This window comes from Dyadobacter sp. 22481, from assembly GCF_052044875.1.
Classification (GTDB): Bacteria; Bacteroidota; Bacteroidia; order Cytophagales; family Spirosomataceae; genus Dyadobacter; species Dyadobacter endophyticus.
Map to the genome: position 1 here is coordinate 1,088,510 of NZ_JBQENV010000001.1, position 25,720 is coordinate 1,114,229.

General features: G+C 50.1%; 25 protein-coding genes. 14 read left to right on the top strand and 11 right to left on the bottom strand.

Features of this window, described 5'->3' with window-relative positions; translation table 11 throughout:
* Positions 1–7: 7 nt before the first annotated feature.
* A complete protein-coding gene (locus ACTJJJ_RS04070) occupies positions 8–655 on the bottom strand; it encodes a response regulator (protein WP_188930371.1) in 648 nt (215 codons plus the stop codon).
* A gap of 474 nt (positions 656–1,129) precedes the next feature.
* Between ACTJJJ_RS04070 and ACTJJJ_RS04075 the strand changes: the two genes are divergently transcribed.
* A complete protein-coding gene (locus tag ACTJJJ_RS04075; protein WP_188930369.1) occupies positions 1,130–1,759 on the top strand; it encodes a response regulator transcription factor in 630 nt (209 codons plus the stop codon).
* A gap of 121 nt (positions 1,760–1,880) precedes the next feature.
* On the top strand, positions 1,881–2,513 hold the full coding sequence (locus tag ACTJJJ_RS04080; RefSeq protein ID WP_440701521.1) for a response regulator: 633 nt from the start codon (positions 1,881–1,883) through the stop codon (positions 2,511–2,513).
* Positions 2,514–2,564: 51 nt separating this feature from the next.
* Here ACTJJJ_RS04080 and ACTJJJ_RS04085 read toward each other — a convergent pair whose 3' ends face one another.
* Complete coding sequence (locus tag ACTJJJ_RS04085; RefSeq protein ID WP_188930365.1) at positions 2,565–3,281, bottom strand: outer membrane lipoprotein-sorting protein; 717 nt, start codon at positions 3,279–3,281, stop codon at positions 2,565–2,567.
* 70 nt (positions 3,282–3,351) lie between these two features.
* Positions 3,352–5,913, bottom strand: a complete 2,562-nt coding sequence (locus tag ACTJJJ_RS04090) for a TonB-dependent receptor domain-containing protein (RefSeq protein WP_440701522.1) — start codon at positions 5,911–5,913, stop codon at positions 3,352–3,354.
* Positions 5,914–6,165: 252 nt separating this feature from the next.
* Between ACTJJJ_RS04090 and ACTJJJ_RS04095 the strand changes: the two genes are divergently transcribed.
* The 4 genes from ACTJJJ_RS04095 to ACTJJJ_RS04110 all read left to right on the top strand — a co-directional run bounded on the left by ACTJJJ_RS04095 (position 6,166) and on the right by ACTJJJ_RS04110 (position 11,743).
* Positions 6,166–9,171, top strand: a complete 3,006-nt coding sequence (locus ACTJJJ_RS04095; RefSeq protein ID WP_440701523.1) for a histidine kinase — start codon at positions 6,166–6,168, stop codon at positions 9,169–9,171.
* A gap of 34 nt (positions 9,172–9,205) precedes the next feature.
* Entirely contained in the window at positions 9,206–9,952 is a 747-nt protein-coding gene (locus tag ACTJJJ_RS04100) for a LytR/AlgR family response regulator transcription factor (protein WP_440701524.1), read from the top strand.
* 256 nt (positions 9,953–10,208) lie between these two features.
* Positions 10,209–10,589, top strand: coding sequence for a hypothetical protein (locus ACTJJJ_RS04105; RefSeq protein ID WP_426294677.1), 381 nt, complete (start codon positions 10,209–10,211; stop codon positions 10,587–10,589).
* Positions 10,590–10,852: 263 nt separating this feature from the next.
* Positions 10,853–11,743: a sensor histidine kinase gene (locus ACTJJJ_RS04110; RefSeq protein ID WP_440701525.1), complete on the top strand. Its 891-nt coding sequence runs from the start codon at positions 10,853–10,855 to the stop codon at positions 11,741–11,743.
* Here ACTJJJ_RS04110 and ACTJJJ_RS04115 read toward each other — a convergent pair.
* The 4 genes from ACTJJJ_RS04115 to ACTJJJ_RS04130 form a co-directional block, all read right to left on the bottom strand.
* Positions 11,708–12,337 (bottom strand): response regulator, encoded by a 630-nt coding sequence (locus tag ACTJJJ_RS04115; RefSeq protein ID WP_188930347.1) that lies wholly within the window; start codon positions 12,335–12,337, stop codon positions 11,708–11,710. The two genes, ACTJJJ_RS04110 and ACTJJJ_RS04115, sit on opposite strands and share 36 nt — an antisense overlap.
* A 159-nt stretch (positions 12,338–12,496) precedes the next feature.
* Positions 12,497–13,498 carry a bestrophin family protein gene (locus ACTJJJ_RS04120; protein ID WP_440701526.1) on the bottom strand — a complete coding sequence of 334 codons (1,002 nt, stop codon included), beginning with the start codon at positions 13,496–13,498 and terminating at the stop codon, positions 12,497–12,499.
* A gap of 80 nt (positions 13,499–13,578) precedes the next feature.
* Positions 13,579–13,983 carry a VOC family protein gene (locus ACTJJJ_RS04125; RefSeq protein WP_440701527.1) on the bottom strand — a complete coding sequence of 135 codons (405 nt, stop codon included), beginning with the start codon at positions 13,981–13,983 and terminating at the stop codon, positions 13,579–13,581.
* Between the two features lie 30 nt (positions 13,984–14,013).
* Positions 14,014–14,862 (bottom strand): TraB/GumN family protein, encoded by an 849-nt coding sequence (locus tag ACTJJJ_RS04130; protein WP_440701528.1) that lies wholly within the window; start codon positions 14,860–14,862, stop codon positions 14,014–14,016.
* 73 nt (positions 14,863–14,935) lie between these two features.
* On the opposite strand from ACTJJJ_RS04130, the gene ACTJJJ_RS04135 reads away from it, so the two are divergent.
* From ACTJJJ_RS04135 to ACTJJJ_RS04160, 6 genes are all read left to right on the top strand, one after another.
* On the top strand, positions 14,936–15,424 hold the full coding sequence (locus ACTJJJ_RS04135; RefSeq protein ID WP_440701529.1) for a GtrA family protein: 489 nt from the start codon (positions 14,936–14,938) through the stop codon (positions 15,422–15,424).
* 166 nt (positions 15,425–15,590) lie between these two features.
* Positions 15,591–16,649 (top strand): LacI family DNA-binding transcriptional regulator, encoded by a 1,059-nt coding sequence (locus tag ACTJJJ_RS04140; protein ID WP_188930338.1) that lies wholly within the window; start codon positions 15,591–15,593, stop codon positions 16,647–16,649.
* Between the two features lie 102 nt (positions 16,650–16,751).
* Positions 16,752–17,984, top strand: coding sequence for an Nramp family divalent metal transporter (locus tag ACTJJJ_RS04145; protein WP_440701530.1), 1,233 nt, complete (start codon positions 16,752–16,754; stop codon positions 17,982–17,984).
* Position 17,985: 1 nt separating this feature from the next.
* Positions 17,986–19,002, top strand: coding sequence for an NAD-dependent epimerase/dehydratase family protein (locus tag ACTJJJ_RS04150; RefSeq protein ID WP_440701531.1), 1,017 nt, complete (start codon positions 17,986–17,988; stop codon positions 19,000–19,002).
* A 76-nt stretch (positions 19,003–19,078) separates the two neighbouring features.
* The gene (locus tag ACTJJJ_RS04155; protein WP_440701532.1) at positions 19,079–20,140 is read left to right on the top strand and encodes a dihydrodipicolinate synthase family protein; all 1,062 of its coding nucleotides are present in this window, start codon (positions 19,079–19,081) and stop codon (positions 20,138–20,140) included.
* 111 nt (positions 20,141–20,251) lie between these two features.
* Positions 20,252–21,658, top strand: a complete 1,407-nt coding sequence (locus ACTJJJ_RS04160; protein WP_440701533.1) for an enolase C-terminal domain-like protein — start codon at positions 20,252–20,254, stop codon at positions 21,656–21,658.
* A gap of 25 nt (positions 21,659–21,683) precedes the next feature.
* On the opposite strand, the gene ACTJJJ_RS04165 is transcribed toward ACTJJJ_RS04160, so the two are convergent.
* From ACTJJJ_RS04165 to ACTJJJ_RS04180, 4 genes are all read right to left on the bottom strand, one after another.
* Entirely contained in the window at positions 21,684–22,169 is a 486-nt protein-coding gene (locus ACTJJJ_RS04165) for a TlpA family protein disulfide reductase (protein ID WP_440701534.1), read from the bottom strand.
* A 44-nt stretch (positions 22,170–22,213) separates the two neighbouring features.
* The gene (locus ACTJJJ_RS04170) at positions 22,214–22,783 is read right to left on the bottom strand and encodes a DinB family protein (protein ID WP_440701535.1); all 570 of its coding nucleotides are present in this window, start codon (positions 22,781–22,783) and stop codon (positions 22,214–22,216) included.
* Positions 22,784–22,850: 67 nt separating this feature from the next.
* Positions 22,851–23,231, bottom strand: a complete 381-nt coding sequence (locus ACTJJJ_RS04175) for a DoxX family protein (RefSeq protein ID WP_188930325.1) — start codon at positions 23,229–23,231, stop codon at positions 22,851–22,853.
* Between the two features lie 131 nt (positions 23,232–23,362).
* Positions 23,363–23,629 (bottom strand): hypothetical protein, encoded by a 267-nt coding sequence (locus ACTJJJ_RS04180; RefSeq protein WP_188930323.1) that lies wholly within the window; start codon positions 23,627–23,629, stop codon positions 23,363–23,365.
* 299 nt (positions 23,630–23,928) lie between these two features.
* Between ACTJJJ_RS04180 and ACTJJJ_RS04185 the strand changes: the two genes are divergently transcribed.
* Positions 23,929–24,783 carry a hypothetical protein gene (locus ACTJJJ_RS04185; RefSeq protein WP_440701536.1) on the top strand — a complete coding sequence of 285 codons (855 nt, stop codon included), beginning with the start codon at positions 23,929–23,931 and terminating at the stop codon, positions 24,781–24,783.
* A 4-nt stretch (positions 24,784–24,787) separates the two neighbouring features.
* The gene (locus ACTJJJ_RS04190; protein ID WP_426294665.1) at positions 24,788–25,717 is read left to right on the top strand and encodes a hypothetical protein; all 930 of its coding nucleotides are present in this window, start codon (positions 24,788–24,790) and stop codon (positions 25,715–25,717) included.
* The last annotated feature ends 3 nt before the right edge of the window (positions 25,718–25,720 follow it).

Here is a 25,720-nt window from a genome sequence, read left to right on the forward strand (position 1 = left end):
TAAGTAATTAAATACCAGGATTCTGGCTTTTATAGAACTGGACTTTCTTGAACATTTCGATCAGTGTCGAAACTTTCAGCTTTTCGAAAATCCGTGCTTTGTAGGTGCTAACCGAGCTTTCGGTGAGGTTGAGCTTGATCGCTATTTCCTTTGTCCAATAGCCTTCAATTAGCATGTCCATTACTTCCAGCTCCCGTTGCGACAGATTTTCGAGCGGATTCTCGCCGTTCGGTTTGTTTTCGAGGGTATTGCGGAGCAGTTGCTGCTGAACGGCCACGCTAATGTAATTGCCGATTTCCAGCATGGACAATATTGCCTTTTTTATTTCTTCCTGTGAAGCATTTTTAGACAGGAAGCCGTTTGCGCCAGCTTTGATATAATGTAATGCATAAATCTCTTCTTCGAGGCTCGAAAAAATCATGACCAGGACTTTGGGCTGTATTTCCCGGATCTTGGGGATCATATTGAAGCCTTCGCCGTCGGGGATGTTGATATCGAGCATCACCAGATCGATCTGGTTGCTGTTTAGTTGCGCGAGTGTCTCACTGAAAGAGCCAGCTTCATGGACGACCACCGGGTTCAGTAAATCAAGAATCAAGAACCGGGTAGCGAGCCTAACAATCGCATGGTCTTCAACCAGTAAGATTTTTTTCATTTTGTTTAGGAGGACTTGTATTCAGTTTCCGGCCGTCTGTAACCTTTTAGGACTCAATGGTTATCAAATTAATGCAGTAAATATTGAGTAAAACTCCTAGTATCTGATGTAAAAGTTATTCAACGGTCTGTACAAGTTTACAGTTAATTACGCGGTTCGGCAAAAAAACTTTTACTCGCGGGTATAAAGTTTCTTTGCCAGGAATCGCCAAAGAAGGCAATTTAAGGCGTTTTAGAGGCTATTTGGATTGTTTCGCTACTTTCCACCACGTCCGCCAGCCGGAAGAATTTGCACCGGGTATGTTTGAGTTATCTTCGAGAAATTTCTACATTTACATGTAGGCGTAAATATGTAATATTTGTTCTTAAATTTACGACCAAAAAATACGAATTACTTCCACAATTTTATTAAGCAGAATTATGACAGTCGCGACAGGGCGAAATGCCCGGGTTCTGTCTGCCAATCAGCCAATTTATGAATATACTCATTATCGAGGACGAACCGCTAACAGTGCTGGGATTAAAACAGAAGATCCGCGAGATCAATCCCATAACAACGGTAGACGCGGCTTCGTCCGTCGACACGGCGTACGACCTTGCGGGCCGGAACGTTTATGAATTGGTCATCCTTGACGTTGATATCAAAGGGAAAGCCGGCGCGGGAGTAGTGGAACGCATGAAAGCGCTGTATCCGGGCACGGCTATTCTGGTGATTACGGATCTCGATGAAAGTATCTACGGCTTGCCGTATATGAAGGCAGGTGCGGACGGTTTTTTATCCAAACTGGCATCTTCGCCGCAGTTCGACGAAGCGATCAGGGCCATGATGGTGATGGGAAAGTATGCGAGCACCGCATTGCAGCAGCAGATCATCCAGGAAAGCCAGATAAACCGGTCGCTGCGGTATGTGAATCCGCTCATGAGCATTTCAGACAGGGAACGGCAGGTGATGGACCATCTGATCTCCGGCAAATCTACCGGTGAGATTGCGGCGATCCTGAATATCAACAAAACGACCGTCGGAACCCATAAAATGCGGATACTTAGAAAGATGCAGGTCAACAGCCTCATCAAACTGATCGAAAAAGTGACCATGTTGAGCTGACGATCAAAGAACGCGCAGCTCCGGCGTGTAGATATATTTCTATACCGAAAGGACACCTTTTGTTCATAATATCTTTATATTGTACAATAGTCAAACCCCATCTTTATCGGTCAGTACTTCTATGAAATTTTTATGTATTGAGGATCACCCGCTCATATTGCTGGGGTTAAAAATGGTATTTGCCGAATTTTATCCGAGGGCCAGCGTCAGTCAAGCCGAAACCTTTCAGGGCGCATTGTCGGTACTGGAACACGAGCGATTCGATTTGGCTGTGCTGGATATCGACATTCCAGGCGGAGAAAACGTGCGGATGATCAAACTCCTGCGTGAGAAGCAACCCGGGCTTCCGATTCTGATCCACTCCGCGTTCGACGAGAAGGTTTATGCGTTGCCCTACCTCCAGGCCGGTGCGGATGGTTTTATTTCCAAACAGGCACCGCAAGAAGAGTTTTTGACAGCAGTTCAGGCGATCCTCGATCACGGGCGCTACGTAAGCTACGACGTCCAGCAGATCTTCCTGTCCAGCTTTACCGATATAAGCGGTCGTACCACAGGCGGTAACCCGATCGTCACCCTGTCGCCCCGCGAACGGCGCGTGATGCAGCTGATGACGGAGGGTAAATGGACGAAGGAAATCGCGGCGATCATGAATCTCAAAGAAAACACGATCAGCACCTACAAACGGCGCATTTACGACAAAATGGAGGTGAAGGACCCGATCGAATTGTCAAAAAAAATAGCGTTGTTCAGATGACAACGCTATTGGGAAAGTATCGCTTTTTGACAGCTAGCGGCCGCCAATCCTCTATTTCGCCGGCTTCTTGAATATCGCCGGATCGACGGGGCTGTTGACAATTATTTTGCTCGTAATGAATGACATGGTACCCATTTGCGGGTTACTGATTTCCATCGTATTCGCGAACTTCACGCCGTCCACTTCTTTGTAGTCCGATAGGTCGATTTCGCCTTCGTTGCCGTTCATCGACACTTTTACTTTGGTCACCAGGTAGGTATTTGCATCGACAAACTCTTCGATTACCTGTCCATCGCTCGTGGTGAGTTTCAGGTGGAAAACGTCTTTTTTGTCCAGGGATTCTTTGCCTACGAGTTCTACTTTATTGCCTTTCTCCTTATAGTTCACCAGGCCGCCGAACGGGTCGAGCGAGCTCAATTGTTGTTTCAATTGGTCGGCGGGCATGTCTTCGGGTTCACCGGTACCGCCCATCATCGTCGGGCGGATCATCCAGCCCTGGCCGTTGTCTACCACCTGTACCATCGTATTGCCCATTACCGTCGACTCGTTGCGGACGGATTTGCCCACTACCAGCGTCGTTTTGTTCGGTATTTCCATGCCTTGGACCGCAAGCGAACGGTCGGTGATCACGGTGTTGACCCCCTTGATCTTGTCGAGCCCGCCGAGGGCGGCCACGTGTTTATCTACGATTTCATCCACAGTCTGCGCATAAGAAGCAGCGGAAACGAGCGCCACTGCCATTGTCCAAATTAGTTTGTTTGTGTTCATACCGAGGTTGTATTTGAGTTAAACTGGCTTGTGTAAGTTCATGAATTGTTGTGTGCCTAGCGGGGCGCGCCTAGCGGGGCGCGTTTCCGCCGCCGCCTTGTCCGCCACCACCTTGCTGCTGTCCGCCGCCTTCGCTCTTCACGTCGTCGTTGTTAACCGATTTTGCCTTTCTTTTAGGCGCGTCCATCGTCATTTTGCCGATTTTGTAGGTAAATGTAAGACGGAACCCTCGGTTGTAAAGATATATATCATTTACCTGGTTGAACTGCAAGGAAGTCAATTCAGTATGCATTTTATATCTTTTGCTCAGGAAGTTTTCGGCAGCAAGACCCAGGCTGGCCTTTTTGTTGGCGAATTCCTTCTTCACACCGATCGTATAGAAGCCGAAGCCGCCTTGCTTACCCTGTAACTGGATTTGCTGTCCCTGCATGAACCCGAATGCCTGCGCGCCCCAGCCGTTTCCGAACGTCGCCTGAGAGAAAATACCGCCACTCACATTCACGCCATCGTTATCGATCTCCTGAGAAAGACCGTTTTGCCCGAGGGTCTGACCGGTGAGTTTGGTGTAGAATACGTTGGCGAAGACCCCGAAGTTGATCTTGGACGTTGCCGCTATATTGGCGAAAATATTGGCGCCGTAGGCATGCTGTTTACCGATGTTCTCATAAGTGGTCACGATCGCGCCCGGAAGGGTATCCGAAGGCTGGCGCACCTGGGAGATCGCATTATTGGTAAAGCGTCCGAAGAACGTCGCATTCACGTATGTTTTCTTGATATTCTTGCTCAGCCCCAGTTCGTAATTGTTGGTGAGCTCGGGGCGAAGTTCGGGGTTACCGATCGTGATATTCTGAGGGTTGGCTGAGTTGAAGTTCGGGTTCAGCTGTTGCAGCCCCGGACGCTGAATGCGTCGGTTGTAACCCAGCTTCAGGGTCGTACCCTTAAATGTCTTTGAAGCATTGACGCTCGGTACCAGCACGCCATAATTACCTACACCCACCACGCCCTCGTTGGTACTGGCGTCGATGAACGTGTGTTCGTAACGCAAGCCGCCTTTAAATGTATAGCGCTTCTTAGTGGTGTAAGTATAAGAAGAATAGGCTGCCGCGATATTCTGGTGGTAAGTCAGGTCGCCGGCTGGTTGGTCGGTTTCCGGGCGGAAATCACCCATTGGCTCGGCAATCAGGAAGCTGTACTTGCTTTTTACCTCGCGGAAAATGCCCTTTCCGCCGAATTCCAGCATCTGGTTTTTCTTGATAGGCGTCTGATAATCCGATTGAAAGGTAAACTCCTGGTTGATGCTCTTGTTCAGGTTTCGCTGACGTGAGGTTAATTCTTTTTCTCTGAAAATGTCGGCGTCGAAGTCGTTGGTAAGGTCGTTGCGGCTGTACAGCGTCGATATGCTCCATTCTTGCTGGGGTTTGAACGTGTGCAAGTAGTCGACATTCACATCCACCGTTCCCGAAAGATTGTCGGCCGCCACGTTGCGTGCGGACAGGGCATCGGGAGAGCCGGTCTTCATCAGGCGGGTTACCAGGTCCTGTTGGTTGGAGAAGTTCCGCACACCGTATTTTACACCCGCAGTAAGGCTTTGGTTTTTGGCAATATCGTAGTCGAAGCCCAGGTTGTAGTTTCCAAAGAGGCCGTGACTCGAACCGTCGCCGGTCTGACGTGTGGTAGTGGCTACGTTTTCCACGGTGCTGGTTTGTTCGAGCGATGTTTTGGTAACCGTATTATACATGCCCCTTCCGAAACCGCCGATCGTGAAACCGGCTTTGCCTTTGCGGTAGCCGCCATTCAATGCGAGCATCGAACCACGGTTTCCTACACCCGCGTCGACGTTCAGATTGAGGCCTTGTAGCGAATTCTTTTTAGTAATAATATTGATAATCCCGCCCGAGCCTTCCGCATCATATTTCGCAGACGGGCTGGTAATTACCTCCACCGACTTGATCTGATCAGCCGGGATTTGCTTCAGGGCATCGGCTACGCTGTTGGCGATAATGGTACTGGGCTTGTTGTTGATCAGAACACGGATGTTTTGACTTCCGCGAAGTGAAACGTTGCCATCGAGGTCCACGGTAAGCAGCGGAACCTTGCGCAAAATGTCGGTTGCGTCACCGCCTTTGGCCGTAATGTCCTTTTCGGCATTGTAAACCAGCCTGTCCACCTTTTCTTCGATCAACGCGGCTTGCCCGGTAACTGTTACCTCGTTGAGGGTTTTGGTATTGGAGCTGAGGCTGATCGTTCCGAGGTCTGCTTCCTGGCCTTTGGAGAGCTTGATATTATCGATTGTTTTGTTGGCATAACCAATGAAGGAAATAAGCACTTTGTAGTCACCCGCAGCGAGCTTGTTGAGTGTGAACTTTCCTTTTTCATCGGCTACCGTTCCGTCTACGGCTTTGTTATTGGCCTTGTCATATAATGCAATGCTGACAAATTCGATCGCTTTCGAAGAAGCCGAATCTACAATGGAACCAGTTAGCTTGGCCGATCCTTTCGGACTTTGGTCGCCGGCGGTTCCCGGCAGGGCTTTGGGCTGGCTGCTTCCTGTGGCGGGGAACTGTGCGAATACCGGTGGCAGGAGTGAGCTGGCGAGGATGATTACAACGAGGAGAATTCTTAGCATTTTCATGGTTTTAGTAAATGACGCAACAAAAATGGTGGCGCGCACCCAGGCCTGAAAGGAAAATATGACAAAGGCCGGATTCTAGGGGATGGACGAATGGATCGGCGCGATGGGTGAAAAGTGTAACGGCTGCCCGAATCCCTCCGCTGACTAAGAAAACCAGCAACTTACTGAACGGTTTGGCCAGTCGTGTATTAAATTGTAAAACTTGCAATCCTTTCGAATTAACCTCTGTCCCGTTCGAATCAGGTGAATTTTTTGAAACGTCTCTGTGTAGGTCTCCTCATGCTGCTGTCGGCAGGGCTCGGGTGCTATGCGCAGCTGCCGGATTTCAATGTCCAGCTGCTCAACGACAAGAATGGCATCGGAACGGCCAATGCATCGAGGATCATCCGCGACCGCTATGGTTTCCTTTGGATTCTTTCGCCGAGGCACATCCAGCGATTCGACGGCCAGGATGTGCGAAGGATTGAAACGGGAGGGGAGAACCTGCTCGATATTGTTTCCGACAGCTCCGGCACGATCTGGACAACCTCCGACAAAGGCATTCACAGGTATCGCATGGGCTACCGGTCGCTCCGAAAGGTGCCGCTGGCCGGTCTCGGAACAGCGCCCCTTAACAAGCTTAACAAATTACAGGTCACCCCTGATAACCATATCTGGGCCAATGCGGGTCGCGGGCTGTATCGTTTCGACCCTCGCACCGATTCGTTCCGTTTCCTGGCATTGCCTGGTTTGAAGGACCATTATTATTACAGGCGCGTTTTCGGTCGGAGGGGCTATCAATTGTACCTGGCCGATATCAGGACCGTGTTTTGTTTCGATACGAAAAGCAGGTGCGTGCGGCAAGTGTCGTTTGATGGCGCGCGCTCGGTGGTCCCGGTAAGCGACGACGTTGCCTGGGCCAGCAACAATCTTTTGCAGATGTTCGAAATCAATTTCGCTACCGGATCGGTGACGCGCATTACACCCGTCGATACGCAACACCCCGCGGGTATCCCGCTGGCGGAGCTCATTAGCATTACGCCGCTCGGCAACGGTAAAAAGCTCGTGAATACAACCAAAGGCTGCTATCTCTATGACAACGGGAGCCGCACATTCACCCGCGCGGTCCTTTTCGACTCAGGCAAAGCGCTGCCCAACGGTGAAAATTACGCCGATTTTCACGACCACGACGGTACGCATTGGATACTCGGCCAGGACGGTATACTGTTTTTCCGGCCGTCGGCGCATACGATAGGGTGGCTCAATGGCTTTCCGGGTGCCGACCTGAACCTTAGCAATAATGTCAAGTCTATTGCCGAGGACGGTCAGGGGAATATTTGGCTCGGTACAGCGCGTGGCATTGCTGTACTAGATGTCCGAAGTGGTAAGGTAATGCCTGTAAGACCTGCGGGGCCGGAATGGGCGCATTCGGGAGAAATAAAGGGATTGGTTTTTGATGGAAAAAACCTGCTTATCGTGCCGAGTGGCGCTTTACCGCAAATGCTCGATCCCATTCGCAGGACATTTACCGGCCTGAGGTGCCCGGCCGGCGAAGCAGGAAAAAGGTTGCGTACGAAACTGATGAATGAGACGATCGGGACGCTCGCGCCGATGCCGGGAGGCGATTTCCTGATCACCGGGGAGTTGGGGTGTTATAAGGTGGAAGCCGGTTCGTACCACATTACCGAAATACTTGTGGAAGGGTTTGAAAAACTGATCCAGACCGTTGCACACGACAGACGCGGTAATTTCTGGATGGGTACTTACCGCGGATTGCTTGTCGCAGATTCGGCCTTCCGGAATACCGTTGCCGACAGCGATTTTAGTCCGGGAAAGCTGGTAAGCGCTGTTATTATGCGAAATGATTCCACGGCCTGGTGCGGATCGGTGGGCCTTTATGAGGTTGTGAAAAGTGGTAATGTGTTGAAAAAGAAAAAGATTTTTCCGGAGTTGACTAATCAACGGATTTCAATGCTCCATCGCGACAAGGGCGGCCGCGTCTGGATAGGAGCGGACGACGGCCTGTATCTTCTTAACCGGAACACCAGCAAACTGCAATGGTTTGATTTCAGGGATAATATCCAGAACAAACCTTTAAATATGAATGGACTGCTGGAAGCATCCGATGGCCGGATGTACGCCGGCGGGCAGAACGGACTGAACTATTTCGATCCCGGGCTGCTCAAATACCGCGAAGAAAAGCTGAATGTGCTCATCGCCGCCGTGAGGGTAAACCAGGACGATTCGTTGCTGACAGAAAACCAGCAGCCCCTTACATTGAGCTGGACGCGGAATTCTGTTGAAATCCAGTATCTGACGCCCTATTTCCGGAACCCGGAGAAGCTCATGTACCGCTATCGGCTCACGGGTCTGGACGATCATTGGGTGGATAATGCACGTAACAGCCGCGTAAGATTTTCTTCCCTCCCGCCAGGGCGATATACCTTTTCAGTAGCGGCGAGCCTCGATGGCATTACCTGGTCGGAAACGGTGGCACCGCTGGCCTTTGTGATCTTGCAGCCCTGGTGGAGCACCTGGTGGTTTGTGTCAGCGGTACTGGCACTGGTCGTGGCAGTGGCCTATTGGCTGTTCCGCCGGCGTATTAAAGTTATCAGGCGGCAAACTGCATTGCGTGAGCACATGGCAGAGCTCGAAATGCGTGCGCTGCGTGCCCAGATGAACCCGCACTTTATCTTCAATTGCCTTAATTCGATCAACCGGTACATCGTGAAAAGCGACAATGCGACCGCTTCGCTTTATCTGACGCGTTTTGCGAAGCTGATCCGTCTAATACTCGATAATTCCAATAGCAAGAAAGTGTTGCTTTCAAGTGAACTGGAAGCTTTGAAATTATACATTGAAATGGAGCGGATCCGCTTCGATAATAAGTTTGACCACCATATTATCGTCGAAGAAGGGGTCCATGCCGATTCGATTGGCGTGCCTTCGCTGATCATTCAGCCGTATGTTGAGAATGCGATCTGGCATGGTTTGCTGCATAAGGAAAGCAATGGCAGCCTCTGGGTGAAAGTAAGGATGCTGGATGAGAATACCCTGGAATGTGTGATAGAAGACAATGGGGTAGGGCGCGGAAAGGCTGCGGAATTCAGGAGTAAATCGGCCAGCGGAAAGAAATCGCTCGGCATGAAGCTCACCGAAGACCGGATCGCGGTATTGAATCAATATGCACAAACCAACGCGAGTGTGGAGATCGTGGACCTGGAAGATGCCAGTAGGATGGCGGTCGGGACCAGGGTGGTTGTCGTTATTCCGGTATGAGGCGTTTCAAGTAGAAATATGAAAAGCAAAAGATATGATCAAATGTGTAATCATCGATGACGAGAACAATTGTCTCGAAATGCTGGAATGGCTGCTGAAAACCTATGCCCCGTCGGTATATGTCGCTGCCATGTGCAGTTCAGCGGAAAAGGGGATCGAGGCGATCCGTGAGCACCGGCCAGAACTGGTTTTCCTGGACATCGAAATGCCCCGGATGAACGGCTTCGACATGCTGGAAAAGTTCGATAGGCTGCATTTCGACGTGGTATTCACGACCGCCTATGATCAGTTCGCAATCAAGGCGTTCAAATACAGTGCATTAAACTATCTGCTGAAACCGATTGATCCCGACGATCTCATCGAAACGGTCAGGCGGATCGACGAAAAGCGCAGCATTCCGTCCCGCGAGCAGGTCGACCTGCTTTTCCAGAGTATGCGGCAGGTAAAAAACACGCCGCAGCGGATCGCGCTGACAACCGGCGACGGGATGATATTCGTGCCCACGCAGGACATCCTGTATTGCGAGGCCGAGAGCAACTATACGAGTGTGATGCTCGCCAATGGTAAAAAAGTAGTAGTGTCCAAAGTATTGAAGGACATAGACGAAGCACTGAGCGGCCCCGACTTTTACCGCGTCCACAACTCCTACCTGATCAACCTGAACCGGATCAAGAAATTTGTACGCGGCGAAGGCGGGTATATTGTTATGGACAACGATGTGGCGATCAGCATTTCCCGTTCGAGACGGCAGGAATTCATGGAAATGTTCGCACGTTTTTGACCGGATAATCAGATGAATATTAGTTAACGGTTTTGATTATTCAATTAGTAATCAATGAGTTGTGATTCGTTTTTTGCGCAAAATGCCTTGCCATGTGCAAGGCATTTTTAGTTTATGTCGATCTGCTCAATATAAATGCAGGCTACTCAACATCGTGGCGATCCGACGGCTGCCAAATATAATTTTGTCGTGTCAGTTCAGCAAAGGGGCTGACAATGAAGCCAAATCAGTTACAAACATTTATCATTAATTAGTCATGAAAAATCTTTTGAACAACACCCGTTTAGGCAGTTATGTGTTTTTATCGCTCTTGCTGCTGGTCTTCTCCTGTAAGGACGACAAAATGCCGGTACCCGAGGGCAATTTGATATTCTACACCAACTACACCCCGGAGAAATACGACCGCATCGACATCATCGTCGATGGGAAGGTAATGGGCTCCATTTCTGAAACAGCGGCCGCACGGCCAGAGTGCAATGCGCCGGCGACAGCCTCCGTGGTGAGCCTGATGCTGCCGGTCGGTACGTACGCGGTGTCGGGCAAGCGCTACAAGGGAGGCGAGCAGGTGGGTAACTGGAAGGCCAGTTCCGCCAGCGTCACGGCGGAGGAATGCAAACGCATCCGATTTGTAGAATAGATGAGTGGAAAGGGCGGGCGTAAGCCCTGTAAATGAATGTAAAACAGTTCCGTAGCGCTGCCGCGGAACTGTTTACTTTTTTGCGTTATGCCTATGTTTTAGACAGGCATTATTTTTGATTTTTAGTGTTTTTGTAGAAACTATGGTAAATATTTTGGTGCTTTGTACCAATATTTACTACAAAAAGGATTTCTTTGCATAACAATAAAGCACCCATCACGATACCCCATTATTAAATTCCTGAAACTAATCCGGTAGCGGTTATGATCTTGCAATGGATCTGTGTGATGATTTTGGCTACGGCGTTGCCGCTGGGGCTTTTTCTATGGTTGCGAAACAGGTATTTCAGGCTCCACCTCGCCAAAATGGCACTCGAAAGACAGGTAGATGACCTGTCGCAGAAGCTTGAATACAGCAACGGCCTCAAACATAAGATTACGATGATGATCGCCCACGATCTTCAATCGCCTCTCCATTTTCTGAACGTCCTTTCGGACCACGTGTCACGTTTTGCCGCCAATAACCAGCTTTCCGAAGTGAGGGCAGGGACCGAGGAGATCAAAAAGGCGACAGGCAATATTCATGCATTTGTGAAGGAGGTTAATCTGTGGGCACGCTCGCAGCACGAAAATTTCCAGCCGGCGCAGTATTCGTTTTCATTCATCGAGCTGGCCCGAGAGTTGCAGCAATTTTTTGAAGATATGATCCTGCTCAACCGTAACACGCTGATAATAGATTCACCGGAAGATGTTTTCGTTTATACCAATCGTGAAATCCTGAAAGCGATTCTGCGGAACCTGATCGATAATGCCAACAAGCACACGCGTGGCGGAGTGGTGAAACTGATTTTCACCATTGACGAAAACGGTCCTTTGCTGACGGTTTCGGACAATGGAAGCGGGATACAGCCCGGAGAGCTGCAAAAGATCCGGCGACGGCTATCTAATCCGGTCGTCAATGCGCCGGTTGAGCCCAATAGCAGGCTGGGTTACCAGCTCATGGCCGATTTCGTGCACACGCTCGGTTATTCGATGTCCCTCGCAAGCAGCCCGGGCGCGGGAACCTCCGTGAGCATACGGGGATTGGTGTGCCACAGCCCGTTTCTCCCCACGCTGCACTCAACCGGGGTTATAAGCATCTGTCAGTCGGAGTAAGGCACTTTTGTTCTCAATATTAAGCTTCTTGAATATTCTGCGCTTGAATGTGTTGACCGATGTGTATTGCACCTGCAGTATTTCGCTGATTTGAGTCACTGAATAGTCTTTGGCCAGGTACATAGCCACTTGAAATTCCCTGGCGGTGAGCCGGTCGAAGGGATTGCCGGATTTGCCTGCAAGTGTTTCGTTGATCAGAATAGTGGACAATTTGGGACTTGCATAGCGTTTGCCGTTCATGAGGGTATTAATCGCCTTCACGAGTTCTTCCGGGGGAGAGTCCTTTTCAAGATAGCCATGCGCCCCTTGTTGCAGCGACCGCTTCCCGAAAATGCTTTCATCATTCATTGAAACCACGAGCACTTTGGTTTCGGGATGGAATTCTCTGATCCATTGCAGGAGAATGGTCGAATCTGTTTCGGGCATGTTCAGGTCAAGCAGCAACAGGTCGTAGCGGTGCAGCGCGAACTGCGCCTTGACCGATTCACCATCCCAACTTTCGTCGATATGGCTGTCCCTGAAATGGTTGTGAAGTGCCAATTTAAGCCCGTACCGTACCAGCGAATGGTCGTCGGCTATCAATATTTTCATCATTTTTTGAACGTCGAGAATCAAATCCACGGCAATATCGCAAGATTTCGGGCGGTTCTGCAAATCCTGTCACCAGCAATGAGGAAATTGACCTGGCCACGGGCAGAGCGTGAAAGCGGCATTAATAAAACCGATCGGAGCCTTAAAAACCGATTGGTTCGGCTAAAACAATGTCCCCGAGTAACTTGAAAGTTTTTGGGGCAGGTCGGTGTCGCCGAGCATTTCTTTCAGGTCTATTTCGATGTTGCGAATAATGGTACTGATCGGCGTATCGTTCAGCAGGCCTTCGAACGGGTTTTCGCTGATATCGCCCACATATTCCATAAACATAAAGACCCACGAGACGATCATGTTGAAAGGAATGAGCAAAAACATATACTTTTCGCCCAGATCGACAAACTGAGGCAGCAAGCCGAAAGGCAGCAAACTCATAAATATGAATATGAAGAGTGTCGAGGTAGTGGCATATTGACGTGGGAAAGGGGTGTTTTTGATCCTTTCACTCTTACCTTGCTCGTCATAAAGCTTCGAAATGAGGTCCTGTAATGCTACGTGCTGATAGGCGTCGAGCGAGCCGGCGCGCCGCAGGTCGCGGATATGTTGCGATTGCAGGTCGAGGATCTGCGTCGCCTGGTTCTTTTTGTCTTTAATAGATGCCAGTTCCGCTTCGGGCAGGTATTTCGCGATTTCGACATCACAGGGCACTTGAACACGCCTGAATGCTTTGCGCTGGCGTTCGCTCGCCCGGTCCTTATGTTCCCAGTTGGTGCGTTGGGCCATCGAATTCTTCAATGCGTAAAGCCAGGCGATGTGCCTGTAAATAATCGCGCGGTTCTCTTTGGCGGAGGAAACGCTGTCGGAGTCGGGGGAGCAAGTGGTAAAAGAACGCACCGCCGCACTGAACGAGCGGCTGTGATTGGTTATCGCACCCCACACTTTGCGGGCTTCCCAGCTACGGTCGTAGGACTGGTTGTTTTTGAAACCTACAAAAAATGCCGTAGCCGTACCAACCAGCGACACCGGAAGCCAGGGTATTGCCACCCACTTCCAATCCAGATACTCGTAGACCAGAATGGCCGTAGAGCCTGTAAAAATAGAAAACAGGACCATCCGCCAGGAATAGTAGTAGACAATAACAGGGGAAAGGTAGCGGTTGACGTACATAGGAAACTATTGAGTGATTGGAGTGAACGGTTTTCGGCTCCTAAAATGCAAACAAATCGCTTCCGAGGCAATCATTACTATTATAAGGTGTTAGGTCTTCCGAAATATAGCAGATAGCCATCCGCGTCCTTCACTTCAAATCCCCGCAAATTATCATCATTGTTCATAAGCGGCAGAAAAAACGTAACATTCCTGGACGCAAACTCGGCAGCGAGCGCGTCGGGATCGGGCACGTACATATAGGCGTCCCAGCGCATAATGCCCTGTTGTACATCCCGCGTATGGTTCGGCACCGGTTCTACCCCGACGGCTTTCATCATGATCATCGCCGCTCCACGCTCCACGATACCGAAGAAAATGTCGTCTTCGCTCGGCCCCTGGTATGTAATTTCAAACCCCAGGAAATCGCGGTAAAATGCCATTGCCGCCGGGACATTTCTTACGATGAAGCACGGGGCGATGCAATTGATGGTTGGTGCAGGCATTGGATTAACTTTTGGATGAATTTCCGCAATTCAAAGATTAACGGGGTTAAGCGTGTAGCCGTTGTTTTTTAATAACTGGATGAGGCCGGTTCGATATTGTAAGTGCCCAAGTCCTACGGCGATAAAGCAACTTCCATCCCTCACTTTCTTCTCAATTTTCGGAAGCCAATGCGAGTTTCGATCCACTGTACCGTACGCTATATTTTCAGAGGGGTATTCAATTAATTTCAGCGGATTACGCATTGATTGTGAATACGAAACCAAATCAATGTCCAGTTCTGAACTGACATTTTTTAGCGAGGTATTTCTGTTAACCAGGTAAACGAGGAATTTAGCCAGGCGCTGGTAGCCTAATGAATCCATTACATTTTTTACATCTTCGGGGACGTCTAAATGAAAAGTCGGCTTTTTGAGCTCCTGCATTCTCGCAAAAAGGAGGTCGTCGAACCGATCATACTGCGCTTTGTTTTCGATCATTGTCAGTGCTACCTGGACCATCGTCAGAATATCGGCGTCGTTGTTGTGCGACCGCATGCTGCCGTGTGGTGATGCGGTGAAAAAGCTGTCTACTTTCAGATATTCGTCCGGTGTAAATAGCGAATCCAGCGGCGGTTGGTGCAATTCCACTGGTTCCGGGATACCGTCGATTGGTGAGCCGCCGGTTTCAAAAATTGCGAAATCGGTGCTTTCTGAGATCCGTTTTAGTTGTGGAAAGCTATCGAGCAATGCAATAGAAGCAATATGAACCGTCCCGAACAGGTACGAAGGCTTTTTAAGCCCATTCCCACTGATTTCCCACAATACCGATTGATTTTCCTGCGCGGTTATCGCGGCGCTATGCAGGATCAGGAGTGAGGCAAAAAGTAATGCTTTTTTCATACCATTGGCTGGTTTTTTAGTTGAGATGCTGTTCGTTAATCTATTATATTGGCGATTTGGAAACCTTCTTTTTATGCCTGATCAACTCTTCAACCGCCGTGACCTAATTGCCTATTTTGTCGTCGCGGCGACCGGCGCCGGCACTAATCTGCTGGTTGCTACAATTTTACAGGAATGGCTGCCTATTTCCTATAAGTCGGCCCTGTTTGCGGGTTACTGGTGTTCATTTGTGGTCGGGTATTTCCTGACAAGGCTATTTGCATTCAATGCGAAAAACACGACGCAAAGCAAGCGGCAGATCGTCAAGTTTTCGATGGTTTCTATCCTGTCTTGCCTGATTACAGTTTATGGCTCGGCTATTTTGTATGACCTTTCCAATCAACGGCTTGGTGCATTCACTTTTCTGATCCCATTTTCGGTGAAGGAAGTTAATTTGAATAAACTGTTTTCGCAAGTGGTTGCGATGGGAGCCAGTTTTTTGAGTAATTATATTCTGCACAAACAATTTACATTTCGGGATACCGGGTTTTACGATCGGTTGAAACAATTGCTGGGCATTTAGTATGCATATATGACGTGCGTCACCGCTGCTCCCTTATGGTGTCGCGCTATCGGTAAATGAACATTAATAGTCGCTTTGTTGCTCAGGTGGAAAGTCATGCAGCGGGCCTTCCCTTGCAGGAATGCTGGTCTTACAACTATATTTACCTCTCGAAATGAATCCCTGAATGGAAAAAGAGAACGAATTGTTCGGCGTGAAGGAAATCGCCAGGCGTGCCAATGTCTCCACTGCAACGGTCGACCGCGTGCTGCATAACCGGACTGGTGTTTCGGAGAAAACCAAGGCGAAGATCAACGCGATCATCAAGGAAATGGATTACCAGCCCAATATCCTTGCAAGCCGGCTGGCCTCGAAAAAGATCATCAGCCTCGCGGCACTGATCCCCGATGTGTCGGAAGAAACGGATTTCTGGTCGGCGCCGCTCAACGGGATACGCCGTGCGGAAGGTGAAATGCGGCAATACGGCGTGCAGGTGCAGGTTTTTCTGTTTGACCTGAACGACAAGGATTCGTTTTCCGAACAGATCCGCCACGTTCTCGAAGGCGGTTTTCATGGGATACTCATTTCACCCTCTTTCATAGAGGAAACTAAAAAGTTCGCATCGGAATGTGCCCGGCGCAAGATCCCCTACCTTTTTATCGATTCCGACATTCCCGGCCTGCACAGCCTCGCGTACATAGGCCCGCACCTCCGCAAGAGCGGGTATGTAGGCGCGAAGTTGCTCACTTACCGACTCGAACCCGCGAAAAAAGTATTGATCATCAATATTTCAAAGGAGATCGACAATTTTAACTATCTGGAAATCGAGGACGGTTTCAGGGCCTATTTCAATGACAATAACCAGCCGAACGAGATCGTGCGAATCGATATCCGGGAAACGGACTACCAATCGGTAGCGCGGCACCTTACCTATGTATTCCATTTAAATAAGGACATCGGCGCGGCATTCGTCACGAACTCGCGCGTGCATACGGTCGCTTCTTTCCTGAAAAACAGTCATCGTACACATGTTTCGCTGATCGGCTACGATTTCGTGAAGGAAAACGTGGATTACCTCGAAGATAACGTGATCGACTTCCTGATCTGCCACCGCCCCGACGACCAGGGCTACCGTGGCATGATGACGCTCTACCAAACGCTCGTCATGAATGCGCCGGTAGCGAAGCAGAACTATATGCCAATCGACATAGTGACGAAGGAGAATTACGAGTTTTACCAGAATTAATTTTGATTAAAATGGAATATTCAAATTCTTTTTTACCTTTACGGGCACGTGCCCGTAATCCATCAATCATTCATATTTCACTCAAAGCCAAACCCTTTTACCTTGGAAAACTTTAAAGAGAAATTTCTCAAATGGCTCAGGTCGCTGGGACCCGGCATGATCACCGCCGCGCTGGTGTTCGGCCCGAGTAAAATGACCATTACCTCAAAAATGGGCGCTATCTACGGTTACTCATTGCTCTGGCTGGTTGTGGTAGCCATTTTCTTCATGGCTATTTTTACGGGTATGGCTACCCGCATTGGTCTCGCCACCGAGCAATCACTGCTGGCAACTGTGAGGCAGAAATGGGGCCGGCCGGCCGGCGTGGCGATGGGTATCGGAGTTTTTCTGGTGGCGTCGTCGTTTCAGGCAGGAAATTCGGTCGGGGTAGGTATTGCCGCAGGCGAATTATTCCATACGTCGCCGGTACCGTGGATTCTGTTTTTCAATGCATTTGCGATTTGTCTGCTGTTTTTCCGGAGTTTTTACTCGGTGCTTGAAAAAACGATGATCTTTCTGATCGTGCTGATGCTGCTATCATTTATCACTACATTATTTTGGGCCAAACCCAGCGTTCCTGAAATGGCCAGTGGATTGGTAACCCCTCAGGTGCCGGAAGGTTCGGTGGGACTCATTATCGCATTCACTGCCTCGTGTTTTTCGATTGTCGGGGCGTTATATCAGTCGTACCTGATCCAAGAGAGAATCCGGACCAATCCGGCAGCGCGGCAGGGCCGGAATGACAGCAACACAGGCATTATGCTGCTGGGCCTAATGTGCCTAATCGTCATCGTGTGCGCTGCTGCGATCCTGAAACCCAAAGGTATAGCGGTCAACTCCGCATCGGACATGGCCCGGGCCCTCGAACCGCTTTTCGGGAGCAATGCTTCTGCATTCTTTCTGATCGGGCTTTTTGGCGCAGCATTTTCGTCGGTGATAGGCAATGCGTCTGTCGGGGGAACGCTACTGGGCGATGCGCTGGGTCTGGGGAGCAATTTTTCCTCCAAACAGGTGCGTTACCTTGTTGCGCTCGTGATGGTGATCGGAGCATTTGTGGCGATCCGCTTTGGTAAACTGCCGCTCGAACTAATCGTTTTCGCGCAGAGCGTGACCATTTTTGTGGTACCGTTCATTGGCACGGTGATGTACCTGGTGGGCAACGATGCCAGTATCATGGGTAATAAGGTCAATAAGCCTTTTGTCAGGATTTTCGCGGGTCTGGGCCTGCTTGTCATTTTCGCCCTGGCACTGGTCAATATCAAAGAACTATTTTTTAATAATCCGCTATTTAAGTAAAATGAACGGCATACAATCTCTTGAAGAACAATGGCTTAGCCCCTCTGAGGCGCTGATTGAGGATATGAAGCGTATCGATGGCGATATTATGATCCTTGGCGCGGGAGGGAAAATTGGCCCGAGCATAGCCAGGCTCACCATGCAGGCCATCGAACGAGCTGGGCTTGACAAGCGTGTCATCGCTGTCTCGCGTTTCAGCGAGGAAGGGTTGGTGGAGCAACTCAATGCGGAAGGTATCCAAACGATTGTCGCTAATATTTTGGATGACACCCAGTTGCAGGACCTTCCTGAGGTAGAAAACATACTGTATCTGGCCGGTCAGAAATTCGGGACTTCCAGCAACGAACCCTACACCTGGGCGATGAACACCTACCTGCCCGGGCGCGTGGCCGAGAAGTTCCGGAAATCGCGGATTGTCGTGTATTCGACGGGTAATGTGTACCCGTTCACGCCGGTCGGCTCGGGCGGGGCCACGGAGGAAATGCGCACCGATCCGGTTGGTGAATATGGGCAGTCGTGCCTCGGCCGCGAGCGGATGTTCCAGTACTTTTCGTCGGTCTACGGCACGCCGATATTGCTCTACCGGCTGAATTACGCCATTGATTTCAAATATGGTGTACTGTTGGAAGTTGCAAAATCGGTATTGAACGGCAAACCGCTGGATGTGGCGATGGGGCATGTGAATGTGATCTGGCAGGGCGACGCGAACGAAATGGCGATCCGTTCGCTGCTGCATTGCGAGTCGCCGTCGAAGGTTCTGAACATTACCGGCCCGGAGACGGTTTCTCTGCGCTGGCTGGCGCAAGAATTCGGACGTATATTCAACACCGAACCACAATTTAAAGGGGAAGAACAGCCAACAGCCTTGCTCAGCAATGCTGCGGAATCGTTCCGTTTATTTGGCTACCCACGCACTACTTTGAAACAAATGATCGGAATTACGGCCCAATGGCTACTGGAAGGCGGGAAGACCATTAACAAACCCACGCATTTTCAGGAGCGGAAGGGGGAGTTTTAAAGGGGGCTGAGGGTGTTGTCGTGATTGCGTTGGGGTTTTGTGGTAATATGTTGATATTTAGATAGTTATTTTAAATATGTTGGAATCGAATATAAAAGAGCTGCTGTTTGACGGGACGGTAATTCCGGCGCATCCGCTGGCGTTGACAAGTGACTTGCAGCTGGACGAGCAGAGACAGCGTGGATTGACGCGCTATTATATGGCCAGCGGGGCAGGCGGAGTGGCGGTTGGAGTTCATACCACGCAGTTTGAAATCCGTGATCCGCAGATCAATTTGTTCGAAAAAGTGCTCGCTATTGCCGCCGGCGAGATTGACCGGGCTGCATTGAAGCGGCCGTTTATCAAGGTAGCGGGCATTTGCGGATTGACGGATCAGGCGCTGGCGGAGGCGGAAATCGCCAGGAGATACAAGTACGATCTTGGACTGGTCAGTATGGCGGCATTCACAACGCAGCCGGAATCGGAAATCATCGCGCATGTAAGGCGGGTGGCGGAAGTCATTCCAGTATTTGGATTTTACTTGCAGGCGGCCATCGGCGGGCGGGTTTACAGCTATAATTTCTGGCGCGAATTCAGCGAAATTCCCAATGTCTCAGCGATTAAAGTGGCTGCATTTAACCGCTATCAGACCCTGGACGTCGTGCGGGCGGTAGCGCATTCGGACCGCCGTGACGAAATTGCGCTCTATACCGGTAACGACGACAATATCGTGGCCGACCTACTCACGCCGTTTCGTTTTGAAATAGCGGGTAAAACTGTCGAAAAGCGTTTCGTAGGCGGTTTGCTCGGACATTGGGCAGTGTGGACTCAGAAGGCTGTCGAACTGCTTTCGGCTGTGAAGCGTACATTGGCAACAGGCCATAACGATGCGGCGTCGATGCTCGCCACCAATATAGCGGTAACCGACATGAATGCCGCGATATTCGACCCTGCCCATGCATTTCATGGCTGCATTACCGGTGTGCACGAGGTACTTCGTCGTCAGGGCCTGATGGAGGGTATCTGGACGCTGAACCCAAAGGAAACACTTTCGCCAGGTCAGTATGAAGAAATCACACGCGTTATCGCGGCTTACCCTAGCCTGGTGGATGACGCATTTGTGGCCCGTTTTCTGGAAAATGAAGTGAATTTGATCTGATGCAGGTTAGAATGGGCATCGTGGTTTATTAAAACTGGATAAAATTCAGATATTGGGTCAGGGTAGCAGCCAGTTATAGAGTCTGACCATTTGAAACATATTTCCTAAACCATGATTTCCGGAAAACCTGAACATTTCTCCCGACGTGAATTTGCCCGCCGTGCTGGCTTGCTGGCCGCCGCCGGCATATTTACGCCCGAAAATCCTATCCAGAACCCGTTTCCACAGCCAGCCGTGAAAAAAATCACCATTAAAAACGTGAGCTCCAACTTCGAAAGGGAGCCCTTGAATCCGTACCGTTTCAAGGGGAGCGCCATCACCGATAGCTGGCAGGCCGTTGCCATGCTGGAATCCGATTCGGGTGTCCGGAAGGTAGGCCTGGGTACGCAAGGAGTTCTTTGGTCGGACTCGAAAGTTTTCGCGGCGCATTCCGAAAGTGCGGGTAACGCATTGATGTATGCAATGAGCGAACGGGCATTGCAGATGATCAAGGGGACGTCATTCAGCGACCCGGTGCAGCTGCTCGACGACATTTTACCGGAAGTACTGGCTTATGGAAAGAAAATCACGGGCAATCAGGAATTGCGCAAAACGTTCGCATTGAATGCCCTGGTATGCGTGGACAATGCCGCCTGGCTATTGTATGCGCAGGAGAACGGTATGAAGCAGTTCGATGAAATGGTGCCTGCCGCTTACCGGCCCGGGCTTTCGTACCGGCACGAAAAAGTGGCGAGCATCCCGTCGTTTGCAGTTGGAACTTCGCCGGAACGCATCAAACAGGCTGCTGATGAAGGTTATTTTATATTGAAACTTAAAACCGGCGCCGCGGGGACACAGCAGGAAATGATCGAGAAGGACATTGCGTTCCTCACAGCCGTACACAAGGCAATAGGGCATTACGAAACGCCTTATACCCAAAATGGGAAGATTCCTTACTATTTCGATGCCAATGGCCGCTATGAAAAGAAGGAAACGCTGCTCCGTTTTCTCGACCACGCTAAAAAAATCGGCGCATTCGAGCAGATTGCGGTGATCGAGGAGCCGTTTGAGGAAAGTAATGAAGCTTTTGTAGGCGATCTGGGCGTGCGCGTAGCCGCCGACGAAAGCGCGCATACCGTGGAGGATGCCGCACATCGCATTGAGCTGGGCTATTCGGCGATTGCCGTAAAGGCCATTGCCAAAACGCTGAGCATGACCATGAAAATTACCCAGCTGGCGTACGAGAAAAAGGTCCCGTGTTTCTGTGCCGACCTCACGGTGAACCCGATCCTGGTCGACTGGAACAAGAATGTGGCCGCCCGTTTACAGCCTTTTCCCGGAATGTCGATCGGACTGCAGGAAACGAACGGCCATCAATACTATAAGAATTGGGATAAATTAATGGCCTTTCACCCCATGGCAAATGGTACCTGGACCAAAACACAAAAGGGCGTTTATCTGACCGACAAGTCGTTTTATTCAGAAAGCGGCGGCATTCTCGCCCCTTCGGCGCATTATGAGGCCATGTTCACAAGTTAAATGAAACGCAGGGAGGCTGTTGCCGTCAGATCTGTTTCAGGGCCTTGAAGATTTCGGCGTGCGGTTGTTCGCCTTCAAATGTCCTTACCAGGTTTCCTTTTTTATCATAAATGGCGATGTAAGGAAACGAGCGGATCTGATAATAGCGCTGAACAAGGTACGACGTGCCTTCGGTACCCACTTTAAAATTCGGGTAGCTGCCGAGACTGTACTGGCTCACAAAGGGTTTCAGCATATCCATCGCCTGGAACGTGACCATTACCACCTGCTTGTTGGCAACTACACTGGCATTTTTCAGCAGATCTTTGGTAAAGTTCTGGCAATGATCGCAATCGGGTGAAAAATAGATGAGCACTACCGGCCCCGCAGCGAGCTGCGACGATGTGTATTGCTGGCCATTGACTAGCCTGATCTGGAACGGGGCTATTTTTTTACTGCTGGCCGCCACCTGGGCAAAGGCATCCGACATGCCAACTAGCAATAATAACAGGAACGATAACTTACGGAACATAACACTTGGGTAATAAATGATTCCGCAAGTTATCAATCTTTGAGCTACAAGCTGCCGGTCTGACGACTAACTTTTTCGGAAATATTCCTGAGCTGCCGGGTATGCCTTTTCGAATGGCAAAGGACGAATTGGAGCCATTCCCAGCGTGTGAGGTTGGCAATTTGCGGGAATTCGAAATCGGTACAAGTGACGGCAAGGTCCTCATTAGCGGCGATCTCACGGATTGCGGCGCGTTCTGTTTTGAATGCTTCAAGCAATTGCTGCTGGTCGTGCGGGCCGGCCGACGGGATAATAAATTCCGGGGCCTGGTATTTGGCTGTGAAATCGAGAAAAATGGATTCGATCACCGGCACGTACTGCGCTATCGGACGGTCGGTTTCTTCAATGGTGCCGAGCAGAGTTTCGGGAACCCCGGATTCCGACATCAGGATGTGTTCCGCCACTTGTCCTGCCGACCAGCTGCCTTCGAACGGAACTACATTCACCTGCTCGGGTTGAAGCGACGCGAGGGCCGTGTAAAAATCCCGCTCGGTCTGGTCGAGGTCGTGCAAGAGCTGTTTTCTATCCACAGTTTCCGTTGTTTTTATTTCGGCGGACGATTGGTTGGTTGACATAGCTTATCTGGATTTATTTGTTGATGAATCAAATGAATGGGCGCTTATTTTCAATATGATGCGGACACTAAGCGACCGCGAAAGTTTCTCTTTGCAGCTTGTGGTGATAGATATATGAAACGGCAATCAACGCAAAGCCGATGATGAAACCTGCCCACATATCGGGACCGTCGCCAAACGCGATATGTGAATAGAAAGCGCCCAGCAAGTCGTAGAAGATGCCGGCATACGCCCATTCCTTTATTCGGGGGTAACCAGGAACGAGGATCGCAATGAGGCCCAGAATTTTGGCGAAGCCCAGAAAAGGAACAATGTAAGCCGGATAGCCAATGCGCGTCACATGTTCCACAGCTTCGGGAGCTGAAATGGCATCGTACACCGACCCAATGCCCAGCATGACCGCCAACAACCCCGTTACAACCCAGAAGATAATCTTTGTCTTTTTCATAGTTGATATAGTTTAATGATGTATTAAGTGAAATAGGATTTGCAAAATCTGAAATAGCGGTCCTGCTTATACGCGCTATTCGATATTATTTACCTCCCCGGCAAATTTTGATTACTGTACGCGTGGCTGGCTTAATATTCGGTCAACAGCGCGGCGCCGGCGTATGTATTTACGGAAATGCACTCTTCGAGAACGGTGCCCTGGTAGCCAAAGCTTTCCAGCAGCCCGATGATGCTGGCGTTGCATATGGCCGGGCCTTCACAGCTGACGCGCAATACCTTATCACAATCCTCAAGGTCGAAACTGGCACGGTAGCCGGTGAATGCAAGACAAATCAGGTCGACTAACAATGTTGCCTGGCTTTGTTTCTCTACGTCTGTTTTGAATACTTCTACCATTGTTTCCGATTGTTTTGACTGCGATTTTGGAACGCTTTGCCTAACGTTATTTGGATGTTACAAACTAAGCGGGTTCGGTTTACAAAAAGAGATGTGATTTGCGACATTATCAGGGGGGGATTGTGACAAAGGATGGGGAGACTAGTTGGGCGTAGCCTCAGACTACGCCCAACCTATGCAACGCCGATGGCTCATCCATACCGTTCATACGCTCAATGGCCTGAGTTTGGTGCCGTTGGTTCTGATACCTTGGCTTTCTCACAGCCATTTCGGGTATTCGTTAACGATAAGAGCTTTCCATGACAGACGACAGCCAAATGATCGATCAGGTGTTACAAGCCACCCATTTTAATGCTTTGGCCGAGGGCACGGCTTTGACTTTCCGGGAAATGATGAAGGCCATCCATCCCGATATATGCAAACATCCCCAGGCGGAGGAGGCCACCAACCGTTTGATCGAAATGTTTCGCCATTACACCAGCGGAACTACCCTAGCAGACGATTCCGGCGACTTCCTGACCAACGGCCACTGGGTACGCTATCAGGGCGACGGCCAGGTGATCGCGCACGCGAAGCGAAATCAGCAAGAAGTTGTGGCCGGTGCGACAGCCCATTTTAAACGGTATATGCCCTACGATTGGGACTCTGATTGTAGTTTTTCGCTTTTCGAACGTGCAATACCGCTGGTTAATTTGACATTGCCGCAGGAACATGTGACCTGGGTGGTATCGCGCTTGCTCGAATTCTGTATGCTGCTCCACGGGCACACGGGGCGTGCGCACCTGGGTCTCACCCCCGCACAGGTGCTGCTCGTGCCTGCAACGCACGGGATTGCCGTCGCGGGATTTTATCACGCGGCCGAACTGAACGGCCGGGTATCGACGATATCTGCCGCTTATCGGCATTGGTACCCCGACCAGTTACTGGCCGGCAAAAAAGCGAGCGAAACTGCCGATCTGGAAATGGTCAAACGCATCGGTGCTTACCTTCTGGGCGATCGCTCCGGGCTGGGTACTTCGCTGCGGAAAACGCACCATTCCGAGTTCGTAGATTTTTTGCTCAGCTCCGACGACGACTCACTGGAATGCTATGAAAAGTACCGTGAGATGCTCGACAGAAACTTTCCATCTCAATTCATACACTTAAATATCTAAATCAATGGGCTATTCATCGTGGAGCAGTGATGCTTATGACAGCGTTAGCCGGGTGCGCAAAACCCGGTCGATTGATGACAACTTCACGCAAAACAAGCTGGGCGTAATACACCCCGATCTTTCTCCCGACAATGTGGACCTCCGGGAATCAAGGGACTCGGCTTTGCATCCGCACTCGGTGCCGATCATTGTCGCGCTCGATGTTACGGGTTCTATGGGCTCCATTCCCGAAAACCTGATCAAAAACAAACTGGGCGCACTGATGAACACCTTGATCGACAATGGCATTCTCGATCCGCAAATCATGTTCATGGCCATTGGGGACCATATTTCGGACGATTATCCCTTGCAGGTGGGCCAGTTCGAATCCGGTACCATAGAGTTGGACGACTGCCTTTCAAAAATATTTATCGAGCGGGGCGGAGGCGGCCAAAACCGTGAAAGTTATCCGTTGGCCTGGTACTTTGCGGCCCGGCACACCTCGATCGATTCTTTTGAGAAAAGGCAAGAAAAAGGATTGCTCTTCACGATCGGCGACGAAGGCTTTCATGACCATATGGCCGCCGATTTGTTGCAGGCCAAATGCGGGTACAAGGGAAAGGAAAACCTCACTTCCTCGTCGCTGCTGAACGAAGCCTGCCGCTCATACTTCGTTTTTCATATTCATGCCAATGAAGCCAGCTATCACAACGATCATTTTGTGTTTTCGCAATGGAAGGGATTGCTGGGCGAACGTTTCCTTGTGCTCGAAGATCAGAACAACATTGCCGAGCTCATCGCGACTACCGTGGCGCTTGTAAAAGGGGTTAATGTCGACGTGGCGATGAGTAGCTTCGATGCGAGAACACGTCAATCGGTTTCAAATGCACTCGTTGCGGTCAAAGATTCACTAGTTCGCCGTGATCACGGTTCTTCCGGTATTATCGCATTGTAAATA

Excerpts from the sequence above, each read along its gene's own strand:
- ACTJJJ_RS04070 (WP_188930371.1), bottom strand. The coding sequence starts at position 655 with ATGAAAAAAATCTTACTGGTTGAAGACCATGCGATTGTTAGGCTCGCT.
- ACTJJJ_RS04190 (WP_426294665.1), top strand. The coding sequence starts at position 24,788 with ATGGGCTATTCATCGTGGAGCAGTGATGCTTATGACAGCGTTAGCCGG.
- ACTJJJ_RS04160 (WP_440701533.1), top strand. The coding sequence starts at position 20,252 with ATGATTTCCGGAAAACCTGAACATTTCTCCCGACGTGAATTTGCCCGC.
- ACTJJJ_RS04135 (WP_440701529.1), top strand. The coding sequence starts at position 14,936 with ATGCCTGATCAACTCTTCAACCGCCGTGACCTAATTGCCTATTTTGTC.
- ACTJJJ_RS04125 (WP_440701527.1), bottom strand. The coding sequence starts at position 13,983 with ATGCCTGCACCAACCATCAATTGCATCGCCCCGTGCTTCATCGTAAGA.
- ACTJJJ_RS04155 (WP_440701532.1), top strand. The coding sequence starts at position 19,079 with ATGTTGGAATCGAATATAAAAGAGCTGCTGTTTGACGGGACGGTAATT.
- ACTJJJ_RS04170 (WP_440701535.1), bottom strand. The coding sequence starts at position 22,783 with ATGTCAACCAACCAATCGTCCGCCGAAATAAAAACAACGGAAACTGTG.
- ACTJJJ_RS04100 (WP_440701524.1), top strand. The coding sequence starts at position 9,206 with ATGATCAAATGTGTAATCATCGATGACGAGAACAATTGTCTCGAAATG.
- ACTJJJ_RS04080 (WP_440701521.1), top strand. The coding sequence starts at position 1,881 with ATGAAATTTTTATGTATTGAGGATCACCCGCTCATATTGCTGGGGTTA.
- ACTJJJ_RS04185 (WP_440701536.1), top strand. The coding sequence starts at position 23,929 with ATGACAGACGACAGCCAAATGATCGATCAGGTGTTACAAGCCACCCAT.
- ACTJJJ_RS04115 (WP_188930347.1), bottom strand. The coding sequence starts at position 12,337 with ATGATGAAAATATTGATAGCCGACGACCATTCGCTGGTACGGTACGGG.
- ACTJJJ_RS04120 (WP_440701526.1), bottom strand. The coding sequence starts at position 13,498 with ATGTACGTCAACCGCTACCTTTCCCCTGTTATTGTCTACTACTATTCC.
- ACTJJJ_RS04130 (WP_440701528.1), bottom strand. The coding sequence starts at position 14,862 with ATGAAAAAAGCATTACTTTTTGCCTCACTCCTGATCCTGCATAGCGCC.
- ACTJJJ_RS04180 (WP_188930323.1), bottom strand. The coding sequence starts at position 23,629 with ATGGTAGAAGTATTCAAAACAGACGTAGAGAAACAAAGCCAGGCAACA.
- ACTJJJ_RS04165 (WP_440701534.1), bottom strand. The coding sequence starts at position 22,169 with ATGTTCCGTAAGTTATCGTTCCTGTTATTATTGCTAGTTGGCATGTCG.
- ACTJJJ_RS04110 (WP_440701525.1), top strand. The coding sequence starts at position 10,853 with ATGATCTTGCAATGGATCTGTGTGATGATTTTGGCTACGGCGTTGCCG.
- ACTJJJ_RS04075 (WP_188930369.1), top strand. The coding sequence starts at position 1,130 with ATGAATATACTCATTATCGAGGACGAACCGCTAACAGTGCTGGGATTA.
- ACTJJJ_RS04140 (WP_188930338.1), top strand. The coding sequence starts at position 15,591 with ATGGAAAAAGAGAACGAATTGTTCGGCGTGAAGGAAATCGCCAGGCGT.
- ACTJJJ_RS04090 (WP_440701522.1), bottom strand. The coding sequence starts at position 5,913 with ATGAAAATGCTAAGAATTCTCCTCGTTGTAATCATCCTCGCCAGCTCA.
- ACTJJJ_RS04150 (WP_440701531.1), top strand. The coding sequence starts at position 17,986 with ATGAACGGCATACAATCTCTTGAAGAACAATGGCTTAGCCCCTCTGAG.
- ACTJJJ_RS04105 (WP_426294677.1), top strand. The coding sequence starts at position 10,209 with ATGAAAAATCTTTTGAACAACACCCGTTTAGGCAGTTATGTGTTTTTA.
- ACTJJJ_RS04175 (WP_188930325.1), bottom strand. The coding sequence starts at position 23,231 with ATGAAAAAGACAAAGATTATCTTCTGGGTTGTAACGGGGTTGTTGGCG.
- ACTJJJ_RS04085 (WP_188930365.1), bottom strand. The coding sequence starts at position 3,281 with ATGAACACAAACAAACTAATTTGGACAATGGCAGTGGCGCTCGTTTCC.